Raw genomic sequence first — 22,780 nt, forward strand, 5'->3', positions numbered from 1 at the left:
CTGGTCCGCCTCAGATTTCCGCTCTTACCCGATAGCGGCAGATGGTCTTGTCGTCGCCGCTGTCCGCCGCATCCATGCACTCGCCGCTCTTCACCCGCCAGGCCACCTGGATTTCGATGGCGCGGCCCGCACTGCCACAAGTGCCGGCGCTGCTCCCCGCGCGGCAGACGTGCACCTCGGCTGCCAGACCGCTGGCGCCGGGCAGTGTCTCCTGCACGCGAGTCAGCCAGCAGTTGAGCTGCTCGGCGGGGTTGGCGTTGGCGGGGAGCGGCTGGCAGCTTCCCTCCTCGGGCGCCTCCGGGTAGCCGTCGCTACCGGTGAAATACGCCGAGTTCGGGTTGAGGTTGCCGCTGGCGGTATAGACCTGGTCGCGGTTGCTGCGCATGGTCTCCAGCATCTCGTTGGCCAGCATGGCGGCGGTGCTGCGTTGCACGGAGTCCTGGGTGTACTGCACCGTGCGTCCTTGCATGGCGACCATGCCCAGCACCCCGATGCAGATCAGCAGCAGGGCGACCAGCACCTCGATCAGGCTGAAGCCGGAGGATTGCCTGCGAACGTCATTCATGATCCGCAACTCCCGAGTGCTTCACCTGCGTCCGACGTGCCGCGAGGCCACAGTCTCACCTGTCCGGCCACGCTGACGGTCAATTGATAGCCGGTGGCGGCATCACCGTCGTTGCAGATGTAGATGTTGGTATTGGCGGAGGCGGTGCCGTTCGGATAGAAGGTCACCGAGGCAGTGGCCGGCAGGATGCTGAGGGTGCTTTGCTGGCTATCCAGTTGGCGAAGGACGGTATTGCCCTGGCTGACTGTCCAGGCTCCGCTGCTGGCTGCTGCAGTGATATCGACATTGCGCGTCACCGCCTCGGCGCGGGCGTATTGCAGCAGGGAGGCGAGTTCGCTGGCGGCGCTCTGAGTCCGGTTGGTCTTGATCAGGTAGCTGAAACTGGGTAGCGCGATGGTGGCGAATATCACCAGCAGCGCTACGACGATCATCAGCTCGACCAATGTGAACCCCGCCATTTTCTGGGGGCGCGACATGGCGCATTCCTCCTATTTGCCTTGAAGGAAATGCTGCCAATTTGTGTGGGAAATGTCCCTTTTTGTTGGATGGCCGATACAAAACGCGCGATGTCCGGTCATGTCCGCTGGTCTTCTGTGACCTCGGTCGCAGAGCGGCTGTGCGCTGGTCAGCGTGGGCAGAGGCTGGCGCTGGGGGCGCTTTCGTGGCGGATGCGGCCGCTGCGGTTGATCACGATCCGGTGGGCTGTGGCGTGTTGGGCACATATCCGGAAATGGCCGGCGTGGAAGGCGCCGTTGGGGCGGATGGCCTGGCCCTGGGGGCGGTAGTGGATGTAGCTGCGGGAGGTTTCGTCCGGGTATATCTGCACGCCTTCCAGGGGCGGGTGGAGGCGCAGCCGGGGTTCGCCGGATTGCTGCTGGCCGTCGTTGTTGTCGTCGTGGAACAGCGCCCAGCCTTTGGCCCAATCGCCTTCGTGGGCCACGACGCTGACCGGGCGGCCGGTCAGTACCGCGGTTTGCCGGGCATGGCTCAGGGCGCCATGCAGGCTGTGCAGGGCGACAAGGGCGCGATTTGACTGGAGCAGGTTGTCGAAGGCCGGTACGGCCAGGCTGGCGAGCAGCGAGAGCAGGAGAATCGAGAGCAATGCTTCCAGCAGGCTGAATCCGCGATTCTTGGGCATGAGGAGCCGTCCCTGGCTTTGCCTTGCTGCCGCAGTATCTTTCTTTTGGTCCGTTATCTGGGCCTTGGATGTCGTGCGTCGATTCCGTCGAAGGTGTAGGGCGCTTCGCTCTGGTGGGGTTGGTATAGTGGCGCGCCGGATGACCGTCCGGTTTCCTGTCGGTTCGAGGTGCAGCGGTATGTCGGATGTTCTGCTTGTCGGTGGTGGCGTTGTCGGGCTGTTGAGCGCCTGGACCCTGGGGCGCGAGGGGCTGCGGGTGACTCTGGTCGAGCGTGGCGAGACCGGGCGCGAGGCCTCCTGGGCCGGCGGCGGCATCGTTTCCCCGCTCTACCCCTGGCGCTACAGCCGGGCGGTGGCGAACCTGGCGCACTGGTCGCAGGACTTCTATCCGGCGCTGGGCCAGCAACTGCTGGAGGACACCGGCGTCGACCCCGAGGTGCACGTCACCGGCCTCTACTGGCTGGACCTGGACGACCAGGCCGAGGCGTTGGCCTGGGCCCGCGCCAACGACCGCCCGTTGCAGGAGGTAGACATTTCGGCGGTCCATGATGCCGTCCCCGCGCTGGGGGCCGGTTTCCAGAAAGCGGTCCACATGCCGGGCGTGGCCAACGTGCGCAACCCGCGCCTGGCGCGTTCGCTGCGCGAGGCGCTGCGGCGCATGCCGAACGTCGAGGTGCTTGAGGGTTGCGAGGTCAGCGGTTTCATCCAGGAGCAGGGCGCCATTCGCGGCGTGCGCTGCGCCGCCGGCGAGCTGCGGGCCGATGCGACCGTGCTGGCGGCCGGCGCCTGGAGCGGCGAGCTACTGGCCGGCCTGGGCCTGGAACTGCCGGTCGCGCCGGTGAAGGGGCAGATGATTCTCTACAAGTGCGTGGCGGATTTCCTGTCGAGCATGGTGCTGGCCAAGGGGCGCTACGCCATTCCCCGGCGCGACGGCCATATCCTGGTGGGCAGCACCCTGGAGCACGCCGGCTTCGACAAGACGCCCACGGACGAGGCCCTGGCCAGCCTGCGCGCTTCCGCCGAGGAATTGCTGCCGGCGCTCGCCGGGCAGGCGCCGGTGGGGCATTGGGCAGGGCTGCGGCCGGGTTCGCCCGAGGGCATTCCCTTCATCGGCCAGGTGCCGGGGTACGAAGGGCTTTGGCTGAACACCGGGCACTACCGCAACGGCCTGGTGTTGGCGCCGGCGTCCTGCCGGTTGCTGGCGGACCTGATGTCGAAGCGCGAGCCGATCATCGAGGCGCAACCCTATGCGCCGGAAGGGCGGTTGGTGGCGACGCCGTTGGCGTGATCCCGTTCGCGAAGACAGGCAGGGCATAAGGGCATGCCCCTTGCTCAATCGATACCCAGCTTCTTCAAGCGATAGCGCATCGAACGGAACGTCAGACCCAATCGCTGGGCTGCGGCCGTGCGGTTCCAGCGGGTTTCCTCCAGCGCCTGCATGATCAGCTTGCGCTCGATCTCTTCGAGGTAATCCTCGAGATTGTCGATTTGCGCCAGGCTGGCCTCGCCGCTTTCGCCGCCGCCGGTGGCCTCGGCGAAACGAAGGTCGTTGGGCTGGATGACGTCGTCTTCGCACAGGGTGTAGGCGCGCTCGAGCATGTTCTCCAGCTCGCGCACGTTGCCCGGGAAACGGTAGCTCTTGAGCTTTTCCAGGGCTTCGGGGCTGACCTGTGCCGCGGCCAGGCCGCTGTCGCTGGCCAGGCGCTTGAGCACGCGCTCGGTGAGCAGCGGGATGTCCTCGCGGCGCTCGCGCAGCGGCGGCACGCGCAGTTCGATGACGTTCAGGCGGTAGTAGAGGTCCTGGCGGAAGCGGCCGGCGGCGACTTCCGCGGCCAGGTCCTTGTGGGTGGCGCAGAGCACGCGCACGTCCACCGCCACTTCCTGCTGGCCGCCCACTGCGCGCACGGCCTTTTCCTGGATGGCGCGCAGCAGTTTCACCTGCATCGGCAAGGGCAGGTCGGCCACTTCGTCGAGGAACAGGGTGCCGCCGTTGGCGGCCTGGAACAGGCCCTGCTTGTCTTCCACGGCGCCGGTGAAGCTGCCTTTCTTGTGCCCGAAGAATTCGCTTTCCATCAGCTCGGACGGGATGGCGCCGCAGTTCACCGGGACGAAGGCCACTTCGCTGCGCGGGCCCTGTTCGTGGATCAGCCGGGCCACCAGCTCCTTGCCGCTGCCGGATTCGCCGCTGATGTAGACCGGCGCCTGGCTGCGCGCCAGCTTGGCGATCTGGTTGCGCATCTGCCGCATGGGCGGCGAATCGCCCAGCAGGCGGTTGTCCACCGGCGCGTCCTCCGCGCCCGGCGAGCGCAGGCGCAGGGCCGTGGCCACCAGTTCGCGCAGGCGGCCGAGGTCCACCGGCTTGGTGAGGAAGTCGAAGGCGCCGGCCTTGAGCGCGTTGACCGCGGTGTCCAGGCTGCCGAAGGCGGTGATCATGGCCACCGGCACCTGCGGGTGGCGCTGCTGGATGTGCTGCACCAGGTCCATGCCGGTGCCGTCGGGCAGGCGCATGTCGGTCAGGCACAGGTCGAAGGGCTCGCGGGCCAGGTATTCCTTGGCCTCCTTGACGTTGCGGGCGCTGCGGGTGTCCAGCTTCATGCGGCCGAGGGTGATCTCCAGCAGCTCGCGGATATCCGGTTCGTCGTCGACGATCAGGGCTTTTTGCCGGCTCATGCTCTTTTCTTTCAGCTCTGCTTGCGCGGGTGGGCGAAGGTGATGCGGAAGCTGCCACCGCCTTCGTCGCGGTTCTTGAAGTCGATGCGAGCCTGGTTGCTTTCGCACAGCTCGCGGGAAATGTACAGGCCCAGCCCGGTGCCCTTGCTCTCGGTGGTGAAGAAGGGTTCGAACAGCTTGCCCAGCTGCTCCGGGGCGATGCCGGGGCCGTCGTCGAGCACCTCCAGCACCGGCAGGTCGCTGTCCCGGTCGCGGAACAGGTTCAACCACACCTGGCCGCTGCCATTCTGCCGGGCACTGTACCGTAACCCATTCTGCACCAGGTTACCCAGCACCTGGGTGAGTTGGCTGGGGTCCATGCGCGTCTGAATCTCGCCGCCGCCCATTTGCAGGTGGATCTGCTGGTCGCCGCGCAGGCCTTCGCGCTGCTCGTCGGTGAAGCGTTGCAGCCACTGCCTGAGGTCCAGCTGTTGCGGCTCGGCCTGGCGTCGCCGCGACAGTTGCAGGACGTTCTCGATCACCAGGTTCATGCGTCGCGACTGGTCCTGGATGATCTGCGTCAGGCGCCGGTCGGGGGCGTCGAGCGTTTCGGATTCCTGCAGCAGCTGCGCGGCGTGGCTGATGGCGCCCAGGGGGTTGCGGATCTCGTGGGCGATGCCGGCGGTGAGCCGGCCCAGGGCCGCCAGCTTGAGCTGCTGGGCCTGCTGGGCGATCTGCGAGATGTCTTCGAGGAACACCAGGGTGTGCTGCTCCTCGCCGCGGCGCAGCGGGATGAAGCTCGGCTGCAGCATGGGGCCGCCTTCGGGCGCCTGCAGGCTGGGCGGGCGCAGCGAGGGGTTGCGCTCCCACTGCTGCAGGCTGTCGAGCAGCTCCGGGCAATGCTCGGTGGCGAGCTTGCCGGCCAGTTCCGGCTGGGCCAGCAGGCCCAGGGCGCTCTGGTTGGCCAGCAGCACTCGGTGCCGGCTGTCCAGCACCAGGATGCCGGTGCGCATGCGCTGCAGGATGAGGGCGTTGAGTTCTTCGAGGTTGGCCACGGTGGTGGCGCGTTCCTCGGCCAGGTGCTCGGTGAGTTGCTGGCGCCGCGCCAGGCCCTGCAGCAGCAGCGCGGCGGCGAAGCTCAGGGCGCCGAGGCTGCCGGCCTGGACGTAGTGGTTGATCGCCGTGGGCTGGCTGAGGCTGAGGTAGAAGGTCAGGTAGATCATGCCGATCGCGGCGACGGCGGCGATCAGCAGGCCGATGCGCCCGCGCAGCAGGATGTTGGCGATGCCCACCGCCACCACCAGCAGGTTGCCGATGCCGCTGGGCACGCCGCCGGCGGCGTAGAACAGGCCGCACAGCGCGAGGATGTCGAACAGCGCCAGGAGGAAGATCGGCAGCAACTGGCGCGGCGTCGGCATCAGCACGGCGATCAGGATGTTGACGATCAGGTAGCTCCAGCAGCTGGCATGGAACAGCGCCGACTGGCCGACGTTGAGCACGCGGTCGTCGAGGTCGCTGGAAATCAGCAGCACCAGCAGCAGGCCGATGCTCAGGCGGTACAGGTGGTACAGGCGGAGGATGCGCTGCCCCTGCTGGCCGCTGATGGGGATGGCCTTAGCCATGCCGCTGGCTGTCCTGCTGCAGGTGCGCCTGGCTGCAGTACCAGCGCTGCTCGTGCTGCAGCGCGTTGGCGCGCGGTACGTGCACGCCGCACTGGGCGCAGCGGACCATGGGCTCGGCCGGGTCGTCCGGCGGCGTCTGGGGCGGACGTTGCGGGCGGGTAGCCTTGCGCCACAGCCACCAGATCAGGGCGATGAGGAGGATCCAGAACAGCAGGCGGACCATGGCGTTCCCTTTTTTCGTGAAGAGCCGCAGTTTATCCGAGCCACCACGGCGTACAAGTCGCGCGGACCGGTACTGTGCGGCAGATTCGCGCGGGCATGAAAAAGGGAGGCCGGAGCCTCCCTCTGCATGGCGGGTCGATCAGTCGACCAGGCCGAAGGTCAGGTAGTGCCACCAGGAGTGGCTCTTCTTGCCGCTGGTGTCGGGCTTCTCGACTTCCTCGTCCTGGTGCTCGGGCTGCAGCTCGCGCGGAATCTGCTGGCGCGCGTCTTCGTACTGGCGCATCACGTCCTTGCTCGCCTGGGTTTCCATCTGCGGCGGCGCGGTGTTGGAGTCGATCAGGCCGAGGGTGGCCTTGGCCAGCCAGGAGCGGCTGCTGTCGTCGTCCTCGCGGGGCTCGAACTGGCCGTCCTTCAGGCTGGGGTTGTCCGGGTAGTTGAGCTTGAGGGTCTGCAGGCTGCTGTCGGCCAGGTCGTTCAGGCCCAGGCGCTGGTAGGCCTCGGTCATGATCGCCAGGCCATCGCCGACGGCCGGGGTCTCCTGGAAGTTCTCCACCACGTAGCGGCCACGGTTGGCGGCGGCCACGTAGGCCTTGCGCTTGAGGTAGTAGTGGCCGACGTGCACTTCGTAGGCCGCCAGCAGGTTGCGCAGGTAGACCATGCGCGCCTTGGCGTCCGGGGCGTAGCGGCTGTTGGGGAAGCGGCTGGTGAGCTGGGCGAACTCGTTGAAGGAGTCGCGCGCCGCGCCCGGGTCGCGCTTGGTCAGGTCCAGCGGCAGGAAGCGCGCCATCAGGCCGCGGTCCTGGTCGAAGGAGGCCAGGCCCTTCATGTAGTAGGCGTAGTCGACGTTCGGATGCTGCGGGTGCAGGCGGATGAAGCGCTCTGCCGCCGAACGCGCGGCTTCCGGCTCGGCGTTCTTGTAGTTGGCGTAGATCAGCTCCAGCTGCGCCTGTTCGGCGTAGCGGCCGAACGGGTAGCGCGACTCCAGCGCCTTCAGCTTGTTGATGGCGTTGGTGTAGCTGTTGTTGCCGAGGTCTTCCTGCGCCTGCTGGTACAGCTGGCTCTCGCTCAGGTTCTCGTCGACCTTGTCGCCCTTGGACGAGCAGGCGGAGACCAAGACGAGGGTGGCGATCAGCAGCAGGTGTTTCACTTGCATGGCGGCTTGCGTCCCTGGACGGTCGGCTGTCGCGGCCGCATCCGTCTGTTATGATTGGCGCCCCAGGCGAACCCCTGGGACAAAGGCCCCGTATTTAACCACAGCGTGCCGCCCACCAAAAGGTGGCGCGCCTACTGTGTCCCATCATGTCCGATCTCATCCAACTGGCGGCAGAAGTGCCGTTCGACCTGGGCGGCCAACGCCTCGACCAGGTCGCCGCACAACTCTTCCCCGAACACTCCCGCTCGCGCCTGGCCGGCTGGATCAAGGACGGCCGCCTGACCGTCGACGGCGCCGTGCTGCGCCCGAAGGACGTCGTCCACGCCGGCTCGCGCCTGGCGCTGGAGGTGCAGCTGGAGGCCCAGGGCGAGTGGAAGGCCCAGGACATTGAGCTGGACATCGTTTACGAGGACGAGCACATCCTGGTGATCGACAAGCCCGCGGGGCTGGTGGTCCACCCGGCCGCCGGGCACCAGGACGGCACCTTGCTCAACGCCCTGCTGCACCACGTGCCGCACCTGGCCAACGTGCCGCGCGCCGGCATCGTGCACCGCCTGGACAAGGACACCACCGGCCTGATGGTGGTGGCCAAGACCCTCGAAGCCCACACCAACCTGGTCGCCCAGCTGCAGGCGCGCTCGGTGAGCCGTATCTACGAGGCCATCGTGGTCGGGGTGATCGTCGCCGGCGGCAAGATCGATGCGCCCATCAGCCGCCACGGCGTGATGCGCCAGAAGATGGCGGTGGTGTCCACCGGCAAGCAGGCGATCAGCCATTACCGGGTGCTGGAGCGCTTCCGCTCGCACACCCACACCCGGGTGAAGCTGGAGACCGGCCGCACCCACCAGATTCGCGTACATATGTCGCACATCGGCTTCCCGCTGGTGGGCGACCCGGTCTACGGCGGGCGCTTCCGCATTCCGCCGGGGGCCAGCCCGACGCTGGTCGAGTCGCTGCGCGACTTCCCGCGCCAGGCCCTGCACGCGCGCTTCCTCGAACTGGACCACCCGGCCACCGGCATGCGCATGAAGTGGGAGTCGCCGCTGCCCGACGACTTCACCTGGCTGCTCAGCCTGCTGCGTCAGGACAACGAGTCCTTCGTATGACCTCGCCCTGGCTCATCCCCGACTGGCCGGCGCCGGCCAACGTGCGCGCCTGCGTCAGCACCCGCGCCGGCGGAGTGAGCCAGGCGCCGTTCGACAGCTTCAACCTCGGTGACCACGTCGGCGACGAGCCGGCCGCGGTGGCCGAGAACCGCCGCCGCCTGGAACAGGCACAGGGCTGCCGGCCGGCCTGGCTGAGCCAGGTGCACGGCATCGAGGTGGTGGAAGCCGACCCGTCCCGCGTCGCCACTGCCGACGCCAGCTGGAGCGCCACGCCGGGCATCGCCTGCGCGGTGCTCACCGCCGATTGCCTGCCGGCGCTGTTCTGCGACCGCGCCGGCACCCGTGTTGCGGCAGCCCACGCCGGCTGGCGCGGGCTGGCCGGCGGCGTGCTGGAAGCCACCCTGGACAGGCTGGCGGTGCCGGCTGGCGAGGTGCTGGTCTGGCTCGGCCCGGCCATCGGCCCGCAGGCCTTCGAGGTCGGTCCGGAAGTCCGTGAAGCCTTCATGGCCGATCACGCCGAGGCCGCGGCGGCCTTCGTGCCCAGCGTCAATGCCGGCCGCTACATGGCCGACATCTACCAGCTCGCGCGCATCCGCCTGGCCGCGCGTGGCGTGACCGCCGTCTACGGCGGAGGGCTGTGCACCTTCAGCGATACCGAGCGCTTCTATTCCTACCGCCGCAACCCGCGCACCGGGCGCCAGGCCAGCCTGGTCTGGTTGACCTGACTCTGTAGGTCCCGATCTTCGTAGGAGCGAGCTTGCTCGCGAACAGGTTCCGCAGCCCCGCAGTATGGGTTGAGCCTGCGAAACCCATGCTGCCTTGATGGGTATCGCTTCGCTCAACCCATCCTACGAAGAGCGCCTCGGCGCGGTCGGCAACACCCTTCCCCTGCATTCGGATGCCGCTGCCGTGGTGGCCTTGCGCCGGCACGAACTGACCGGCGTCATGGCGATTTGGCTTGAAGCGGCCAAAATCGTCCTTATCTAACTGGCATCCCGGCGGGTTGTTTCTTCATCAGGGGCAGGTATCGCCCCGACCCGCTATCTAGAAGGAAGGACGAACTCCATGCGAATCGACCGTTTGACCAGCAAGCTGCAACTGGCGCTGTCCGATGCCCAGTCCCTGGCCGTTGGCCACGATCACCCGGCCATCGAGCCGGTGCACCTGCTTTGCGCCCTGATCGACCAGCAGGGCGGCTCCATCAAGCCCCTGCTGATGCAGGTCGGCTTCGATATCCCGGCCCTGCGCGCTGCCCTGAATAAAGAGCTGGACGCGCTGCCGAAAATCCAGAATCCCACCGGCGACGTGAACCTCTCGCAGGACCTGGCGCGCCTGCTCAACCAGGCCGACCGCCTGGCCCAGCAGAAGGGCGACCAGTTCATCTCCAGCGAGCTGGTGCTGCTCGCCGCCCTGGACGACAACGCCAAGCTCGGCAAGCTGCTGCTCGGCCAGGGCGTGAGCAAGAAGGCCCTGGAGAACGCGGTGAACAACCTGCGCGGCGGCGAGGCGGTCAACGACCCCAATGCCGAGGAGTCGCGCCAGGCCCTGGACAAGTACACCGTGGACATGACCAAGCGCGCCGAGGACGGCAAGCTCGACCCGGTGATTGGCCGTGACGACGAGATCCGCCGCACCATCCAGGTCCTGCAGCGGCGCACCAAGAACAACCCGGTGCTGATCGGCGAGCCTGGCGTGGGCAAGACCGCCATCGTCGAAGGCCTGGCCCAGCGCATCGTCAACGGCGAAGTGCCCGACGGCCTCAAGGACAAGCGCCTGCTGGCCCTGGACATGGGCGCGCTGATCGCCGGCGCCAAGTTCCGCGGCGAGTTCGAAGAGCGCCTGAAGGCGGTGCTCAACGAGCTGTCCAAGCAGGAAGGGCGGATCATCCTGTTCATCGACGAACTGCACACCATGGTCGGCGCCGGCAAGGCCGAGGGCGCCATGGACGCCGGCAACATGCTCAAGCCGGCCCTGGCCCGCGGCGAGCTGCACTGCGTCGGCGCCACCACCCTGGACGAGTACCGCCAGTACATCGAGAAGGACGCGGCCCTGGAGCGGCGATTCCAGAAGGTGCTGGTGGACGAGCCCAGCGAGGAAGACACCATCGCCATCCTGCGTGGCCTCAAGGAGCGCTACGAGGTGCACCACGGGGTGACCATCACCGACGGCGCCATCATCGCCGCGGCCAAGCTGTCGCACCGCTACATCACCGACCGCCAGCTGCCGGACAAGGCCATCGACCTGATCGACGAGGCCGCCAGCCGCATCCGCATGGAGATCGACTCCAAGCCGGAGGAGCTGGACCGCCTGGACCGCCGCCTGATCCAACTGAAGATCGAGCGCGAGGCGCTGAAGAAGGAAGACGACGAGGCCACCAAGAAGCGCCTGGCCAAGCTGGAAGAAGACATCGCCAAGCTCGAACGCGAATACGCCGACCTGGAAGAGATCTGGAAGTCGGAGAAGGCCGAGGTGCAAGGCTCGGCGCAGATCCAGCAGAAGATCGAGCAGGCCAAGACCGAGCTGGAACTGGCTCGCCGCAAGGGCGACCTGAACCGCATGGCCGAGCTGCAGTACGGGGTTATCCCGGACCTTGAGCGCAGCCTGCAGATGGTTGACCAGCACGGCAAGGCGGAGAACCAGCTGCTGCGCAACAAGGTGACCGACGAGGAAATCGCCGAGGTCGTGTCCAAGTGGACCGGCATCCCGGTGTCGAAGATGCTCGAAGGCGAGCGCGAGAAGCTGCTGCGCATGGAAGACGAGCTGCACAAGCGCGTCATCGGCCAGCACGAGGCGGTGGTGGCGGTGGCCAACGCCGTGCGCCGCTCCCGCGCCGGCCTGGCCGACCCCAACCGGCCCAGCGGTTCCTTCCTGTTCCTCGGCCCGACCGGGGTGGGCAAGACCGAGCTGTGCAAGGCCCTGGCCGAATTCCTCTTCGACACCGAAGAGGCGCTGGTGCGCATCGACATGTCGGAGTTCATGGAAAAGCACTCGGTGGCCCGCCTGATCGGCGCCCCGCCGGGCTACGTCGGCTATGAGGAAGGCGGCTACCTGACCGAGGCCGTGCGCCGCAAGCCGTACTCGGTGGTGCTGCTGGACGAGGTGGAGAAAGCCCACCCGGACGTCTTCAACATCCTCCTGCAGGTGCTGGAAGACGGCCGCCTGACCGACAGCCATGGCCGCACCGTGGACTTCCGCAACACGGTGGTGGTGATGACCTCCAACCTCGGTTCGGCGCAGATACAGGAGCTGGTCGGCGACCAGGAGGCCCAGCGCGCGGCGGTGATGGACGCGGTGAACGCGCACTTCCGTCCGGAGTTCATCAACCGGATCGACGAAGTGGTGGTGTTCGAACCGCTGGCCCGCGAGCAGATCGCCGGCATCGCCGAAATCCAGATGGGCCGCCTGCGCAAGCGCCTGGCCGAACGCGAGCTGAGCCTGGAGCTGAGCACGGAGGCGATGGACAAGCTGATCGCCGTCGGCTTCGACCCGGTGTACGGCGCGCGTCCGCTGAAGCGGGCGATCCAGCGCTGGATCGAGAACCCGCTGGCGCAACTGATCCTGGCCGGCAAGTTCCTTCCGGGGGCGAAGATTCATGCCAAGGTGGAGGGCGACGAGATCGTGTTTGCCTGATCTTGGTGCCTATAGATAGAAAGCCCCGCATTGCGGGGCTTTTTCTTTTTTTGCTTTTTGCTTTTGTAGGAGCGAGCTTGCTCGCGAATGGTGCTTACCGGCAGCACAGGTGCCTTGGAGTGGCTCCGCTCCCTCTCCCCAGCCCTCTCCCTGAAGGGAGAGGGGGCTTGTCCGTGCCGAGAAATGGCGTGGTTTCAGCCGGCAATCTCTGTGCTAGCCAGCTGATTCCAGAACATCAGCGTCTGCCCAACGGTCCCCTCTCCCTTCAGGGAGAGGGTTAGGGAGAGGGCGTTCTTTGGAATCCTGCCAACTCCTTCCGGCAGAACACCATTCGCGAGCAAGCTCGCTCCTACGAGGAACGCGGCAAATGATGGGATATCGGAGGATGGTTCGCGTAGCGCGAAGCCCCCTCAAAGATGCGCTATCAACTCCTCCAGCGCCTTCGCCTGGTCGTCCGCCAGGTCGATGATGTGGAAGCCTGCCCAGCCCAGCTGCCCGTCGGTGCCCTTGCGGCTCCACAGGCAGTCGGCGCCCAGGGTGATCTCGCCCACCTCGTGCAGCGGCGGCAGGGGCACCAGGCGGCATTCCAGCACCGAATCCGCTGCCGGCACGTCGACGCCGCAGAGCATGAAGCCTTCGACGGACAGGTCGGCCAGGCGGCCGAGGCTGCGTCCGGTGTGGCGGTCGAAGACCTCGACCTTCAGGTCCGTGCTGTGCCGGTTGTGCTGGCGGCGTTCGTCCATCGCTTACTCCTCGGATGGGCTGTTGGGGCGCCCGGCAAAGCGCTGCAGCATGCGGTAGATGGCGCCGAGCGCGCGGTCGACCAGGGGCTGGGCCCCGGCTCCGGCCAGGCGCACCTTGCCCTGTTCCATCTCCAGCGCCAACTGGCCGATGGGTTTGACGGCGACGCGCTGCCCCAGGTGATCGACGAACATATAGTTGCGCGTGGTGGGGCTGAACCAGGACAGCTTCAGGCGCCGTGGCGGCGTGCTGTCGGTGAACTCGAACCAGGTGCCGAATTCGATGCGGCGCAGTTCCTCCATGATCGCCCGGGCGCGGATGGACAGGCTTTCCTCGGTCTGCCGCTCGGCCACGCTTTCGCCGTCGAGCATCGCCCCCAGCGGGCTTTCCGGCAGTTCGGGGTGCAGCCTGGCGGCGATTTCCGGCTGCTGCGCCTGGATCGCGTGCTGGCAGGCGACCAGGTCCTGCAGCAGGCGGCGGATGCCTTCCTCGTGGTAGCCGCCGAGCACTTCCAGGCCCTTGCGCAGGTCTTCCAGCAGCGCCGGGCGCATGGCTTGCAGGCGCGCACGGCCGGTGCTGTCCTGCGGTGTGACGCTCCAGGCCAGTTGCTCGGCGATCTCGCAGGCGCGGCGCCATTCGTCGCTGTCCTCGCCGTTGCGCAGGAGGATGAAGGTCAGGGCGTCGGCCCAGCTGAGGTCGAGGAAGTTGCGCACCAGCTGCGGCAGCTCGCGTTCGGCGCAGGCCTTGCGGATGACCTCGATCGCCTGTTCGCGCGCGCCCAGCAGGCGGTCGCGGCCGCGGGCCGCCTCGGTGGCGCGGCGTTCGCGCAGTTCGGCCTTCTGGCGGATGTTGCCGATGTATTCGTTGAAGTCGCCGAGCAGCTCGTCGAACAGGCGCAGGTCGCCGGCGAAGTCCTGGATCACCCGCTCGACCACCCAGTGCATCTTCGCCAGCAGCCCGCGCTCCTCGCCGTCGCCGCCGTACAGCGAACCGGCCTGGGCCATGGCGTTGAGCAGGCGGCGGGCCGGGTGGTGGTGCTGGGTGAACAGCGCCTTGTCCTGCAGGGCCACCTTGAGGAAGGGCGTGTGCAGGTGGGAGAGGGTGGTCTTGCAGCTGTCCGGCAGGCTTTCGTCGTCGAGGATGAAGTCGAAGACCATGCCGACCAGGTCGATGACGTCGGCTTCCTGGTCGGTCAGCTTGTTCTGCCCGGGGCGGTCGCTGCCGGCTTCCAGTTGCTGGTGCAGGTCTTCCTTGAACTGCTGGACCGCCTGGGGCTGGCGGATGCGCCGGGCGAGGTCCTGGGCGGAGATACGCTGCAGGCGATTGAGCGCGTCGAGCAGTTCCCCGGCGCTGTAGGTGCGGGTCGCCCCGCGTGGCGTCAGGCGGGCGATGCTGTCGCTATGGCCGAAGTTCTCCAGGCCGCGCCGCCGGTGTTCGGCGAGCAGGGCGTTGAGGCCGCCGTAGAGGGCCTGCTGGTCGCTGGGCGGGTAGGGCGGCAGCTCGCTGAAGTCCAGCGGCGGCGCTTCGGTGCTGGCGGATGAGCCCGGGGCGCCGGGAGGCATCGCGGCGTTGCTGCCTCCGCCGCTGGTCTCTGCCGGCGTCGCTGGCGTGGCTTGTCCGGGGGCCGCTGCGCTCGGGCGTGGTGCCGGGCGCGAGCCCTGCTGGGCGCGGTAGCGCAGGTTGGGCAGGATGCCGGCCTCGGTCAGGCGTCGGTTCAGTTGTTCATATAGAGGTGGCAGGTTGCGCATCACCTGCTGGTCGAACAAGACATAGAGCACGGTCTTGATGCGCAGGGCGAAGCGGCTTTCCGCGAGCATCTCGCGGAAGCACTGGGCGATCGCCTGGGGGCCGAAGGGGTTGCTGTCCTCGGCCAGCTTGCTGCCGTTGTTGAGCAGGGCCAGGCGCTGGTCCAGGGCGAACAGGGATTGCGCGCACTGCGCCTTGACCTGGTTCACCATGTTGGTGATGAGCAGGGTTTCCTCGTATTCCTCGTTGCCGACCAGGGACAACTGCTCGACGTCCAGCTCCTCCAGGTGCGCCCGGGAGGGCAGGGTGCCCTGCATGAAGTCGCCAAGGCCCTTGGCGAAGCGCTGGTGATAGAGGCGCTCGAGGGTGGGGCGCTGGCGGCGGATCTCGCGCATGCTGTCGAAGAACAGCGCCTGCACCTGGTTGTTCTCGGCCTTCTCGGCGCATTCGAAGAGGGTGTCGTCGACCTGGGCGAAAACCGCCGCCAGGAGTTCCGCCAGGTGGTTCATCGCCAACTGCCGGCAGCCCTGTACCAGCTCGCCGAAGCGTGGCTGGATGGCCCGGCTGGCGACGTTGGAAGACGGCGGGGTGTCCTTCGAACTCATGGGCGATCCTGTCCGTGATCTCAGCGCCTGCAGGCGAGGGCAACTTGTTTTATGCAGATATAGCAATCTGCCTGCCGGCCTGCAAAGAAAAAGAAGAAAAACTTTTTGGATCAGAGGGTTGACAGTCCGTTCGAGACCCGTAAAATGGCGCGCCTCTGATACGGGAAACGGCAACGCCGAAACGTAGAAGGGATTGGAAGGCTCGTCGTTCCGCGATAGCTCAGTCGGTAGAGCAAGTGACTGTTAATCACTGGGTCCCTGGTTCGAGTCCAGGTCGCGGAGCCAACTTCCAAGCGGGGTATAGCGCAGTCCGGTAGCGCGCCTGCTTTGGGAGCAGGATGTCGGGAGTTCGAATCTCTCTACCCCGACCATATCGAGGGTCGTTAGCTCAGTCGGTAGAGCAGTTGGCTTTTAACCAATTGGTCGTAGGTTCGAATCCTACACGACCCACCATCTTCCAGCCGGTCGCCCAGGTGAACGGCAATCGAAAAGCCCGCGGTCTCGTTGAGATTGCGGGCTTTTTTGTTTTTCGGCTTGGGGTTGTGCCTGGCGCTGGGATTTGGGAGCGAGCTTGCTCGCGAACCGGCCGGTGATATCTGCGCTTTGGTTCCACTCCGCTCCCTCTCCCTAACCCTCTCCCTGAAGGGAGAGGGGACCGTTCGGAGTGCGTGGGTATTCCTGAGTTAGCCGGCAGCGCCGAAGGTTTCCAGCTGAAACCATTCCTCCTCTCGGCACGGACTAGCCCCCTCTCCCTTTAGGGCGGGGCGCGTAGCCGAGGGCTGGGGAGAGGGGCGGAGTCAATCTAAAGCACCTACGCTACGGGTGAAGCACTGCGCGGCTTTCGACGTACCGGCGGAAGGCCGCGAAGTCGCTGGAGCAGAGCAGCGGTGAGATGCGCCGCAGTTCTTCCTCGGGCCAGGTCCACCAGGCGGATGCCAGCAACAGTTCGCGCTCCGCTTCTTCGAAGCGCCAGCGGATGAAGCGCGCGGGGTTGCCGCCGATCACCGCATAGGGCGGCACGTCCTTGGTTACCACCGCGCCCGCTGCCACCACGGCGCCGTCGCCGATGGTCACGCCCGAGAGGATCATGACGTTGGAGCAGATCCAGCAGTCGTTGCCGATGACCACGTCGCCGTTGGTGCCGCCGTATCCGGTGACATGGGCGGCTTCCTCGACCTTGGCGGGGAAGGGGAAGCAACTGATCCAGTCCGTGCGATGGTGGCCGCCGAGGTAGATCTCGACGCCGGCGGCAATCGAGGTGTAGGCGCCGACGCTGAGCGTCGAGCCTTCGTTCCAGTCGTATACCTCCGGCTCGCCGTAGGTGCCCGGCCCGAAACTGTAGTTCGGGTAGCGATTCTTCAGGCGCTGGGTTTCCCGGTGGAGCTTCGGGAGTTCGCGGATCTGGCGCCGCTCTGCGCGCTTGCGGAATTTCAGGAACTGCTTGAGCACGGTGCACCGCTTGGGCTGTGTTCGAGGGCGCCTGCACGGCAGGCAACTGTATGTAAGGCGAATGATACATGAGCCCGGATGCCGAGGCTTCGGGGCTAGGTCGCAGGCATTTCGAATGCGCTATCTTCCGGTCGGGGTTCAGTCGATCCTGATCGGGCGGGTATGAAGCCAAGCAGTGCTTCGCCGAGCTAATGTTTTTCGCCGTTTGTACTCATCGCAAAATCAGTCATATCCGGCCGGATTTTGCCCAGTCAAAAACGGCCACGCCGTTAGAATCTGAAACGCTTTTCCCGCCCGAATCGCTTGCTGCGGCGATGTGTCGCACTCTGCGCAGGGCGTTTGCGACAGCTTTTTCGGCTCTCTTGATCGAGATCATTTCCAGCCTTGCGAGGTTGTTCTAAGGCACCTCGCCAAGGCTCCTTCCGATGCGGCTGGATGCCGCGCCAGCCGTGGCATTCAGGCCTCCTGGCGAGGGCTTTCGGAGGGCTCCGGAAAGCGCCTTTCCAACCTTGCATTTCCTGTGGGGATTGCTCGTTTTTCGAGCAGTCGCAGCGGCCACTCTTAACCCTGGCGAGATAATGTCTTGTTAAAAATGAGACCATCAGGCCTTGCCAGTGGTTTCTGAAATGTCTTGTAATATCGCCCGCCCATTCCTGACCCCATAGCGCCTCGGTTCCAGCGTCGCAGAACCTTGGCAGGCACCCGCCGCAGGCGGTGCTGGAATAACAACGAGGGGCTGACTGTGGTGGGTTTCCGCTCAACAACGAGTAGGGCAATCCGCTCGTGAACAGGTGTCGGCCAGGCAGGCTTCCGAGGAAGCGGCAGGGCAGGCGCCAACACGCTGAATAACACGGAACGAATCAGCACACGGATCGGTTTCGCTACGCGAAAGCCGGGCTGGGTTCCTTTTGCCTTGTTTTCTTGCAGCGCCGATTCGCTACCCCATGGATCCACTAAGACGTCTCGCCTTGGAAGGCGCGGCGGGCAGTTCGTCGAGCATGAACCCTGCGTGGGTAAATCTCATGGGCGGTGTAGCTATGTTCATCCATTAAGGCCGCAAGATGAAAATAGACCAGTACTCTGGATACCTGAAGAGATTGTCCGTGCTGCTCCCCCTGCTCTCGCTGGGTGGCTGCAACATGGTCCTGTTCGACCCCAAGGGGCAGATCGGCGTCGACGAGAAGTCGCTGATCATCACCTGCACCCTGCTGATGCTGCTCGTGGTGGTGCCGGTCATCGTCATGACCCTGGCATTCGCCTGGAAATACCGCGCTTCCAACACCAAGGCCACCTACATGCCCGACTGGGCGCACTCCACCCGCATCGAGGTGGTGGTGTGGCTGGTGCCCTGCATCATCATCGCCATCCTCGGCTGGCTGACCTGGGAATCCACCCACAAGCTGGACCCCTATCGCCCGCTGGATTCCGACGTCAAGCCGATCACCATCCAGGCCGTCTCGCTGGACTGGAAGTGGCTGTTCATCTATCCGGAACAGGGCATCGCGACCGTCAACGAGATCGCCTTCCCGAAAGACACCCCGGTGAACTTCCAGATCACCTCGGACACCGTGATGAACTCCTTCTTCATCCCGCAACTGGGTAGCCAGATCTACTCGATGACCGGGATGCTGACCAAGCTGCACCTGATCGCCAACGAAGAAGGCGTGTTCGACGGTATCTCCGCGAACTACAGCGGCAGCGGCTTCTCCGGCATGAAGTTCAAGGCCATCGCCACTTCCGAGCAGGGCTTCCAGGACTGGGTCGCCAAGGTCAAGTCCGCCCAGGCCGGCCTCACCGAGGAAGGCTTCCCCGAGCTGGCCAAGCCGAGCGAGAACGTTCCGGCTACCTACTTCTCCTCGGTCACCCCGGACCTGTTCCAGCACATCCTGACCAAGCACGAGCGTGCCGGTCTGGCCATGGGCAAGGGCAAGGCCGAGCACGCCGAAGGCGAAGCAGAATCGCAATCCAATCCGAGTATCCAGGAGTAACCGCGCAGATGTTCGGGAAACTGACTCTGTCGGCCGTGCCTTATCACGAGCCGATCATCATGGTCACGCTGGCGGTCGTTGCCCTGTTGGGCATCGGCGTCTTCGGCGCGATCACCTACTACCGCAAGTGGACCTACCTGTGGACCGAATGGCTGACCTCCATCGACCACAAGAAGATCGGCGTGATGTACATCATCGTCGCCCTGATCATGCTGCTGCGCGGCTTCGCCGACGCCATCATGATGCGCGGCCAACTGGCCCTGGCCGAAGGCGCCAACCACGGCTTCCTGCCGCCTGAGCACTACGACCAGATCTTCACCGCGCACGGCATGATCATGATCATCTTCATGGCCATGCCCTTCATGACCGGCCTGATGAACCTGGCCGTGCCGCTGCAGATCGGCGCCCGCGACGTGGCCTTCCCGTTCCTGAACTCCCTCAGCTTCTGGCTGCTGGTGGTCAGTGCGATGCTGGTCAACGTGTCCCTGGGCCTGGGCGAATTCGCCCGTACCGGCTGGGTGGCCTACCCGCCGCTGTCCGAGCTGGCCTACAGCCCGGGCGTGGGTGTGGACTACTACATCTGGGCCTTGCAGATATCCGGCATGGGTACGCTGCTGACCGGTATCAACTTCCTGGTCACCGTGTTCAAGATGCGCACCCCGGGCATGAAGCTGATGCAGATGCCGATCTTCACCTGGACCTGCACCTTCGCCAACATCCTGATCGTCGCGTCCTTCCCGATCCTGACCGCGGCCCTGGGCCTGCTGTCGCTGGACCGCTACCTGGACATGCACTTCTTCACCAACGAGCTCGGCGGCAACGCCATGATGTACATCAACCTCTTCTGGGCCTGGGGCCATCCTGAGGTGTACATCCTGATCCTGCCGGCCTTCGGTATCTTCTCCGAAGTCACCGCCACCTTCGCCGGCAAGCGTATGTTCGGCTACACCTCGATGGTGTGGGCGAGCGCCGCGATCACCTTCCTCGGCTTCACCGTGTGGCTGCACCACTTCTTCACCATGGGTTCGGGCGGCGACGTCAACGGCTTCTTCGGCGTTGCGACCATGCTGATCTCCATCCCCACCGGGGTGAAGCTGTTCAACTGGCTGTTCACCATCTACCGTGGCCGCCTGCGCTTCGACACCCCGATCCTGTGGACCCTGGGCTTCATGATCACCTTCACCATCGGTGGCATGACCGGCGTTCTGCTGGCTATTCCGGGCGCTGACTTCCTGCTGCACAACAGCCTGTTCCTGATCGCCCACTTCCACAACACCATCATCGGTGGCGCGGTGTTCGGCTACCTGGCCGGCTTCGTCTTCTGGTTCCCGAAAGCCTTCGGCTTCAAGCTGGACGAGAAGTGGGGCAAGCGTTCCTTCTGGTGCTGGCTGGTCGGCTTCTACATGGCCTTCATGCCGCTGTACATCCTCGGCTTCATGGGCATGACCCGTCGCCTGAACCACTACGACAACCCGCTGTGGAAGCCGTACCTGGTGGTGGCGTTCTTCGGCGCCGTACTGATCCTGTTCGGCATCCTCAGCCAACTGATCCAGCTGTTCGTCTCCATCAAGAACCGCAAGCAATTGGCCGACGTGACCGGCGACCCGTGGGGCGGCCGTACCCTGGAATGGTCCACTTCCTCGCCGCCGCCGTACTACAACTTCGCCGAGCTGCCGGTGGTGCGTGACGTCGACGCCTTCCACGAAATGAAGCAGAACGGCCGCGCCTACCAGGCCCCGGCCTCGTACAAGCCGATCCACATGCCGAAGAACACCGCCGCTGGCTTCTCCATCGCGCTGTTCGCCTTCATCTTCGGCTTCGCTGCGATCTGGCACATCTGGTGGCTCGCGGGCATCGGCTTCGTCGGCATGATCGCCTCCGTCATCGTGCGCAGCTACGTCACCGACCTGGACTACTACGTCCAGCCGGACGAGATCGAGCGCATCGAGAACCGCCACTTCCAGCAACTCGCCAAACAGGTCTGATCCATGTCTACGGCAGTATTGAGCAAACACTCGGTCGCCCACGAAGCGGGGCATGACCACGATCACGAACACCACGACGCGGGTGGCATGACGGTCTTCGGCTTCTGGCTGTACCTGATGACCGACTGCATCCTGTTCGCCAGTGTCTTCGCCACCTACGCTGTGCTCGTCGGCCATACGGCCGGCGGCCCCAGCGGCAAGGACATCTTCGAACTGCCCTACGTGGCCGTCGAAACCGCGATCCTGCTGATCTCCAGCTGCACCTACGGCCTGGCCATGCTGGCCGCGCACAAGGGCGCCAAGGCCAAGGCCATTGCCTGGCTGGGCGTGACCTTCCTCTGCGGCGCCGCGTTCATCGCGATGGAAGTCAACGAGTTCCATCACCTGATCGTCGAAGGCTTCGGCCCGAGCCGCAGCGCGTTCCTGTCGTCCTTCTTCACCCTGGTCGGCATGCACGGCCTGCACGTGACCGCCGGCCTGCTGTGGATGCTGGTGCTGATGGCGCAGATCGGCAGCCGTGGCCTGACCGCGCAGACCAACACCCGCATGATGTGCCTGAGCCTGTTCTGGCACTTCCTGGACATCGTCTGGATCTGCGTATTCACAGTCGTCTACCTGATGGGGGCCGTGTAATGAGCGCCGCTGCACACGACAACCACGGCGCCGGCCACGGCAGCCTGGGTTCCTACGCAATCGGTTTCGTGCTGTCGATCATCCTCACCGCGATTCCGTTCTACATGGTCATGGACGGCGGCTTCACCCGCCACGCGACCATCCTCACCATGGTCATCCTCGGCCTGGTGCAGGTGGTGGTGCACCTGGTGTGCTTCCTGCACATGAACATGTCCTCGGAAGGCCGCTGGAACGTGATGGCGTTCATCTTCACGGTGATCGTCATCCTGCTGGTGGTGGGCCTGTCGCTGTGGATCATCTTCAGCGCCGATGGCCTGATGATGCCGATGGTGAACTGAGGCTGACGACGTGAAGCTGAAGCGTTATCTCCTGGTGACCAAGCCGGGCATCATCTTCGGCAACCTGATCGCCGTGGCGGGGGGCTTCTTCCTCGCCGCGCGCGGCAGTGTCGACCCGATGCTGCTGCTGGCGACGGTGATCGGGCTGTCGCTGGTGGTGGCCAGCGGGTGCGTGCTGAACAACTGCATCGACCGCGACATCGACCGCCACATGGAGCGGACCCGCGGCCGCGTGACCGTGACCGGGCAGATCTCGCTGAAGGCCGCCCTGGCCCACGGCGTGGTGCTCGGCCTGGCCGGCTTCGGCCTGCTGCTGTGGAAGACCAACCTGCAGGCGACCCTGATGGCGGCGTTCGGCTTCGTGGTCTACGTCGGCTTCTACAGCCTGTGGCTCAAGCGCACCTCGATCTACGGCACCCTGGTGGGCAGCCTCTCCGGGGCCATGCCGCCGGTGGTGGGCTACTGCGCCGCGGCCGGTCATTTCGACATGGGCGCCGCGGTGCTGCTGCTGATCTTCTGCCTGTGGCAGATGCCGCACTCCTACGCCATCGCCATCTTCCGCCTGAACGACTACAAGGCGGCGGGTATCCCGGTGTGGCCGGTGGCGCGCGGCATCGAAGCGACCAAGCGGCAGATCCTCTACTACGTGCTGGCCTTCGGCGCCGCCACCCTGCTGCTGACCCTGACCGGCTTCGCCGGCTACGGTTACCTGGTGGTGGCCCTGGCGGTCAGCGCCTGGTGGCTGTTCATCGCCGTGTCGGGCTTCCGCGCCGAAGACGATCGCCTGTGGGCACGCAAGCTGTTCGCGTTCTCCATCATCGCCATCAGCGTGCTGAGCCTGATGATGTCGATCGACTTCCAGGGCCTCCCGGCCCCGGCGCTGGTCGCCGCGCTCTAAGGCAAGCCAGTGGTACGAAAAAGCCGCCTCTCGGGGCGGCTTTTTCATGCCTGGAAAAACATCGCAAACGTTACGCTGCGATCGCGCACGGCTTTTCGTAGGAGCGAGCTTGCTCGCGAACAATAGGCCACCGTCGAACCCTCCTGTAGGAGCGCGCCCTGCGCGCGAATCGCGGGCAGGGCCCGCTCCTACAGGGAGCACGGGGCGGATCGCGGATGAATCCGCTCCTACAGGCGTACGGGCCCCCTGGCGTAGGATGGCGTTGAGCGAAGCGATACCCATCACCACGACCGCATGGGTTTCGTAAACTCA

At 65.5% G+C, this 22,780-nt stretch carries 20 protein-coding genes and 3 tRNA genes; 13 read left to right on the forward strand and 10 right to left on the reverse strand.

Going from position 1 to position 22,780, the window contains the following annotated elements:
• Positions 1-10: 10 nt before the first annotated feature.
• From pilV to RN02_RS26275, 3 genes are all read right to left on the reverse strand, one after another.
• Entirely contained in the window at positions 11-565 is a 555-nt protein-coding gene (gene pilV / locus RN02_RS26265; RefSeq protein WP_043273646.1) for a type IV pilus modification protein PilV, read from the reverse strand.
• Positions 562-1,041 carry a GspH/FimT family pseudopilin gene (locus RN02_RS34380; protein ID WP_043273648.1) on the reverse strand — a complete coding sequence of 160 codons (480 nt, stop codon included), beginning with the start codon at positions 1,039-1,041 and terminating at the stop codon, positions 562-564. Before RN02_RS34380 ends, pilV begins: the two co-directional genes overlap by 4 nt.
• A gap of 149 nt (positions 1,042-1,190) precedes the next feature.
• Positions 1,191-1,703 carry a GspH/FimT family protein gene (locus RN02_RS26275; RefSeq protein WP_009617575.1) on the reverse strand — a complete coding sequence of 171 codons (513 nt, stop codon included), beginning with the start codon at positions 1,701-1,703 and terminating at the stop codon, positions 1,191-1,193.
• Positions 1,704-1,881: 178 nt separating this feature from the next.
• Here RN02_RS26275 and thiO point away from each other — a divergent pair, with 178 nt between their 5' ends.
• On the forward strand, positions 1,882-2,991 hold the full coding sequence (gene thiO, locus RN02_RS26280; protein WP_043318038.1) for a glycine oxidase ThiO: 1,110 nt from the start codon (positions 1,882-1,884) through the stop codon (positions 2,989-2,991).
• A gap of 44 nt (positions 2,992-3,035) precedes the next feature.
• On the opposite strand, the gene RN02_RS26285 is transcribed toward thiO, so the two are convergent.
• The 4 genes from RN02_RS26285 to RN02_RS26300 form a co-directional block, all read right to left on the reverse strand.
• The gene (locus RN02_RS26285) at positions 3,036-4,373 is read right to left on the reverse strand and encodes a sigma-54-dependent transcriptional regulator (protein ID WP_009617580.1); all 1,338 of its coding nucleotides are present in this window, start codon (positions 4,371-4,373) and stop codon (positions 3,036-3,038) included.
• Positions 4,374-4,384: 11 nt separating this feature from the next.
• The gene (locus RN02_RS26290; RefSeq protein ID WP_043273654.1) at positions 4,385-5,974 is read right to left on the reverse strand and encodes a sensor histidine kinase; all 1,590 of its coding nucleotides are present in this window, start codon (positions 5,972-5,974) and stop codon (positions 4,385-4,387) included.
• Positions 5,967-6,197: a PP0621 family protein gene (locus RN02_RS26295; protein WP_043318040.1), complete on the reverse strand. Its 231-nt coding sequence runs from the start codon at positions 6,195-6,197 to the stop codon at positions 5,967-5,969. The genes RN02_RS26290 and RN02_RS26295 overlap by 8 nt, the downstream gene beginning before the upstream one ends.
• Before the next feature lie 138 nt (positions 6,198-6,335).
• The gene (locus RN02_RS26300) at positions 6,336-7,349 is read right to left on the reverse strand and encodes an outer membrane protein assembly factor BamD (RefSeq protein ID WP_009617585.1); all 1,014 of its coding nucleotides are present in this window, start codon (positions 7,347-7,349) and stop codon (positions 6,336-6,338) included.
• A gap of 146 nt (positions 7,350-7,495) precedes the next feature.
• Between RN02_RS26300 and rluD the strand changes: the two genes are divergently transcribed.
• The 4 genes from rluD (at position 7,496) to clpB (ending at position 12,085) form a co-directional block, all read left to right on the forward strand.
• Complete coding sequence (gene rluD, locus RN02_RS26305) at positions 7,496-8,455, forward strand: 23S rRNA pseudouridine(1911/1915/1917) synthase RluD (protein ID WP_043318043.1); 960 nt, start codon at positions 7,496-7,498, stop codon at positions 8,453-8,455.
• A complete protein-coding gene (gene pgeF, locus RN02_RS26310; protein ID WP_043318047.1) occupies positions 8,452-9,180 on the forward strand; it encodes a peptidoglycan editing factor PgeF in 729 nt (242 codons plus the stop codon). The genes rluD and pgeF overlap by 4 nt, the downstream gene beginning before the upstream one ends.
• A gap of 97 nt (positions 9,181-9,277) precedes the next feature.
• The gene (locus RN02_RS33790; RefSeq protein ID WP_161796264.1) at positions 9,278-9,442 is read left to right on the forward strand and encodes a hypothetical protein; all 165 of its coding nucleotides are present in this window, start codon (positions 9,278-9,280) and stop codon (positions 9,440-9,442) included.
• A 78-nt stretch (positions 9,443-9,520) separates the two neighbouring features.
• Entirely contained in the window at positions 9,521-12,085 is a 2,565-nt protein-coding gene (gene clpB / locus RN02_RS26315) for an ATP-dependent chaperone ClpB (protein WP_043318049.1), read from the forward strand.
• Between the two features lie 410 nt (positions 12,086-12,495).
• Here the strand turns inward: clpB and RN02_RS26320 are convergent, their stop codons facing one another.
• Positions 12,496-12,828, reverse strand: a complete 333-nt coding sequence (locus RN02_RS26320; RefSeq protein WP_009617596.1) for a PilZ domain-containing protein — start codon at positions 12,826-12,828, stop codon at positions 12,496-12,498.
• A 3-nt stretch (positions 12,829-12,831) separates the two neighbouring features.
• Positions 12,832-15,177, reverse strand: coding sequence for a DUF1631 domain-containing protein (locus tag RN02_RS26325; protein WP_043318051.1), 2,346 nt, complete (start codon positions 15,175-15,177; stop codon positions 12,832-12,834).
• A gap of 209 nt (positions 15,178-15,386) precedes the next feature.
• Between RN02_RS26325 and RN02_RS26330 the strand changes: the two genes are divergently transcribed.
• From RN02_RS26330 to RN02_RS26340, 3 genes are all read left to right on the forward strand, one after another.
• Positions 15,387-15,462: transfer RNA gene (locus tag RN02_RS26330), tRNA-Asn, on the forward strand.
• A gap of 9 nt (positions 15,463-15,471) precedes the next feature.
• Positions 15,472-15,548 (forward strand) — tRNA-Pro (locus RN02_RS26335).
• 6 nt (positions 15,549-15,554) lie between these two features.
• Positions 15,555-15,630 (forward strand) — tRNA-Lys (locus RN02_RS26340).
• 363 nt (positions 15,631-15,993) lie between these two features.
• On the opposite strand, the gene RN02_RS26345 is transcribed toward RN02_RS26340, so the two are convergent.
• Complete coding sequence (locus tag RN02_RS26345; protein ID WP_082033896.1) at positions 15,994-16,626, reverse strand: CatB-related O-acetyltransferase; 633 nt, start codon at positions 16,624-16,626, stop codon at positions 15,994-15,996.
• A gap of 1,061 nt (positions 16,627-17,687) precedes the next feature.
• Between RN02_RS26345 and cyoA the strand changes: the two genes are divergently transcribed.
• Genes cyoA through cyoE form a run of 5 tightly spaced genes read left to right on the forward strand, consistent with a single transcriptional unit; the run spans position 17,688 to position 22,468 of the window.
• Positions 17,688-18,614, forward strand: coding sequence for a ubiquinol oxidase subunit II (cyoA, locus tag RN02_RS26350; protein WP_009617601.1), 927 nt, complete (start codon positions 17,688-17,690; stop codon positions 18,612-18,614).
• Positions 18,615-18,622: 8 nt separating this feature from the next.
• Positions 18,623-20,599: a cytochrome o ubiquinol oxidase subunit I gene (gene cyoB / locus RN02_RS26355; RefSeq protein ID WP_009617603.1), complete on the forward strand. Its 1,977-nt coding sequence runs from the start codon at positions 18,623-18,625 to the stop codon at positions 20,597-20,599.
• Between the two features lie 3 nt (positions 20,600-20,602).
• Positions 20,603-21,232, forward strand: a complete 630-nt coding sequence (cyoC, locus tag RN02_RS26360; protein ID WP_009617605.1) for a cytochrome o ubiquinol oxidase subunit III — start codon at positions 20,603-20,605, stop codon at positions 21,230-21,232.
• Positions 21,232-21,570 carry a cytochrome o ubiquinol oxidase subunit IV gene (gene cyoD / locus RN02_RS26365; RefSeq protein ID WP_009617607.1) on the forward strand — a complete coding sequence of 113 codons (339 nt, stop codon included), beginning with the start codon at positions 21,232-21,234 and terminating at the stop codon, positions 21,568-21,570. The genes cyoC and cyoD overlap by 1 nt, the downstream gene beginning before the upstream one ends.
• Positions 21,571-21,580: 10 nt before the next feature.
• Positions 21,581-22,468, forward strand: coding sequence for a heme o synthase (gene cyoE, locus RN02_RS26370; protein ID WP_009617609.1), 888 nt, complete (start codon positions 21,581-21,583; stop codon positions 22,466-22,468).
• Positions 22,469-22,780 lie beyond the last annotated feature (312 nt).

It is taken from the genome of Pseudomonas sp. PI1 (assembly GCF_000812405.1).
Lineage (GTDB): Bacteria > Pseudomonadota > Gammaproteobacteria > Pseudomonadales > Pseudomonadaceae > Pseudomonas > Pseudomonas citronellolis.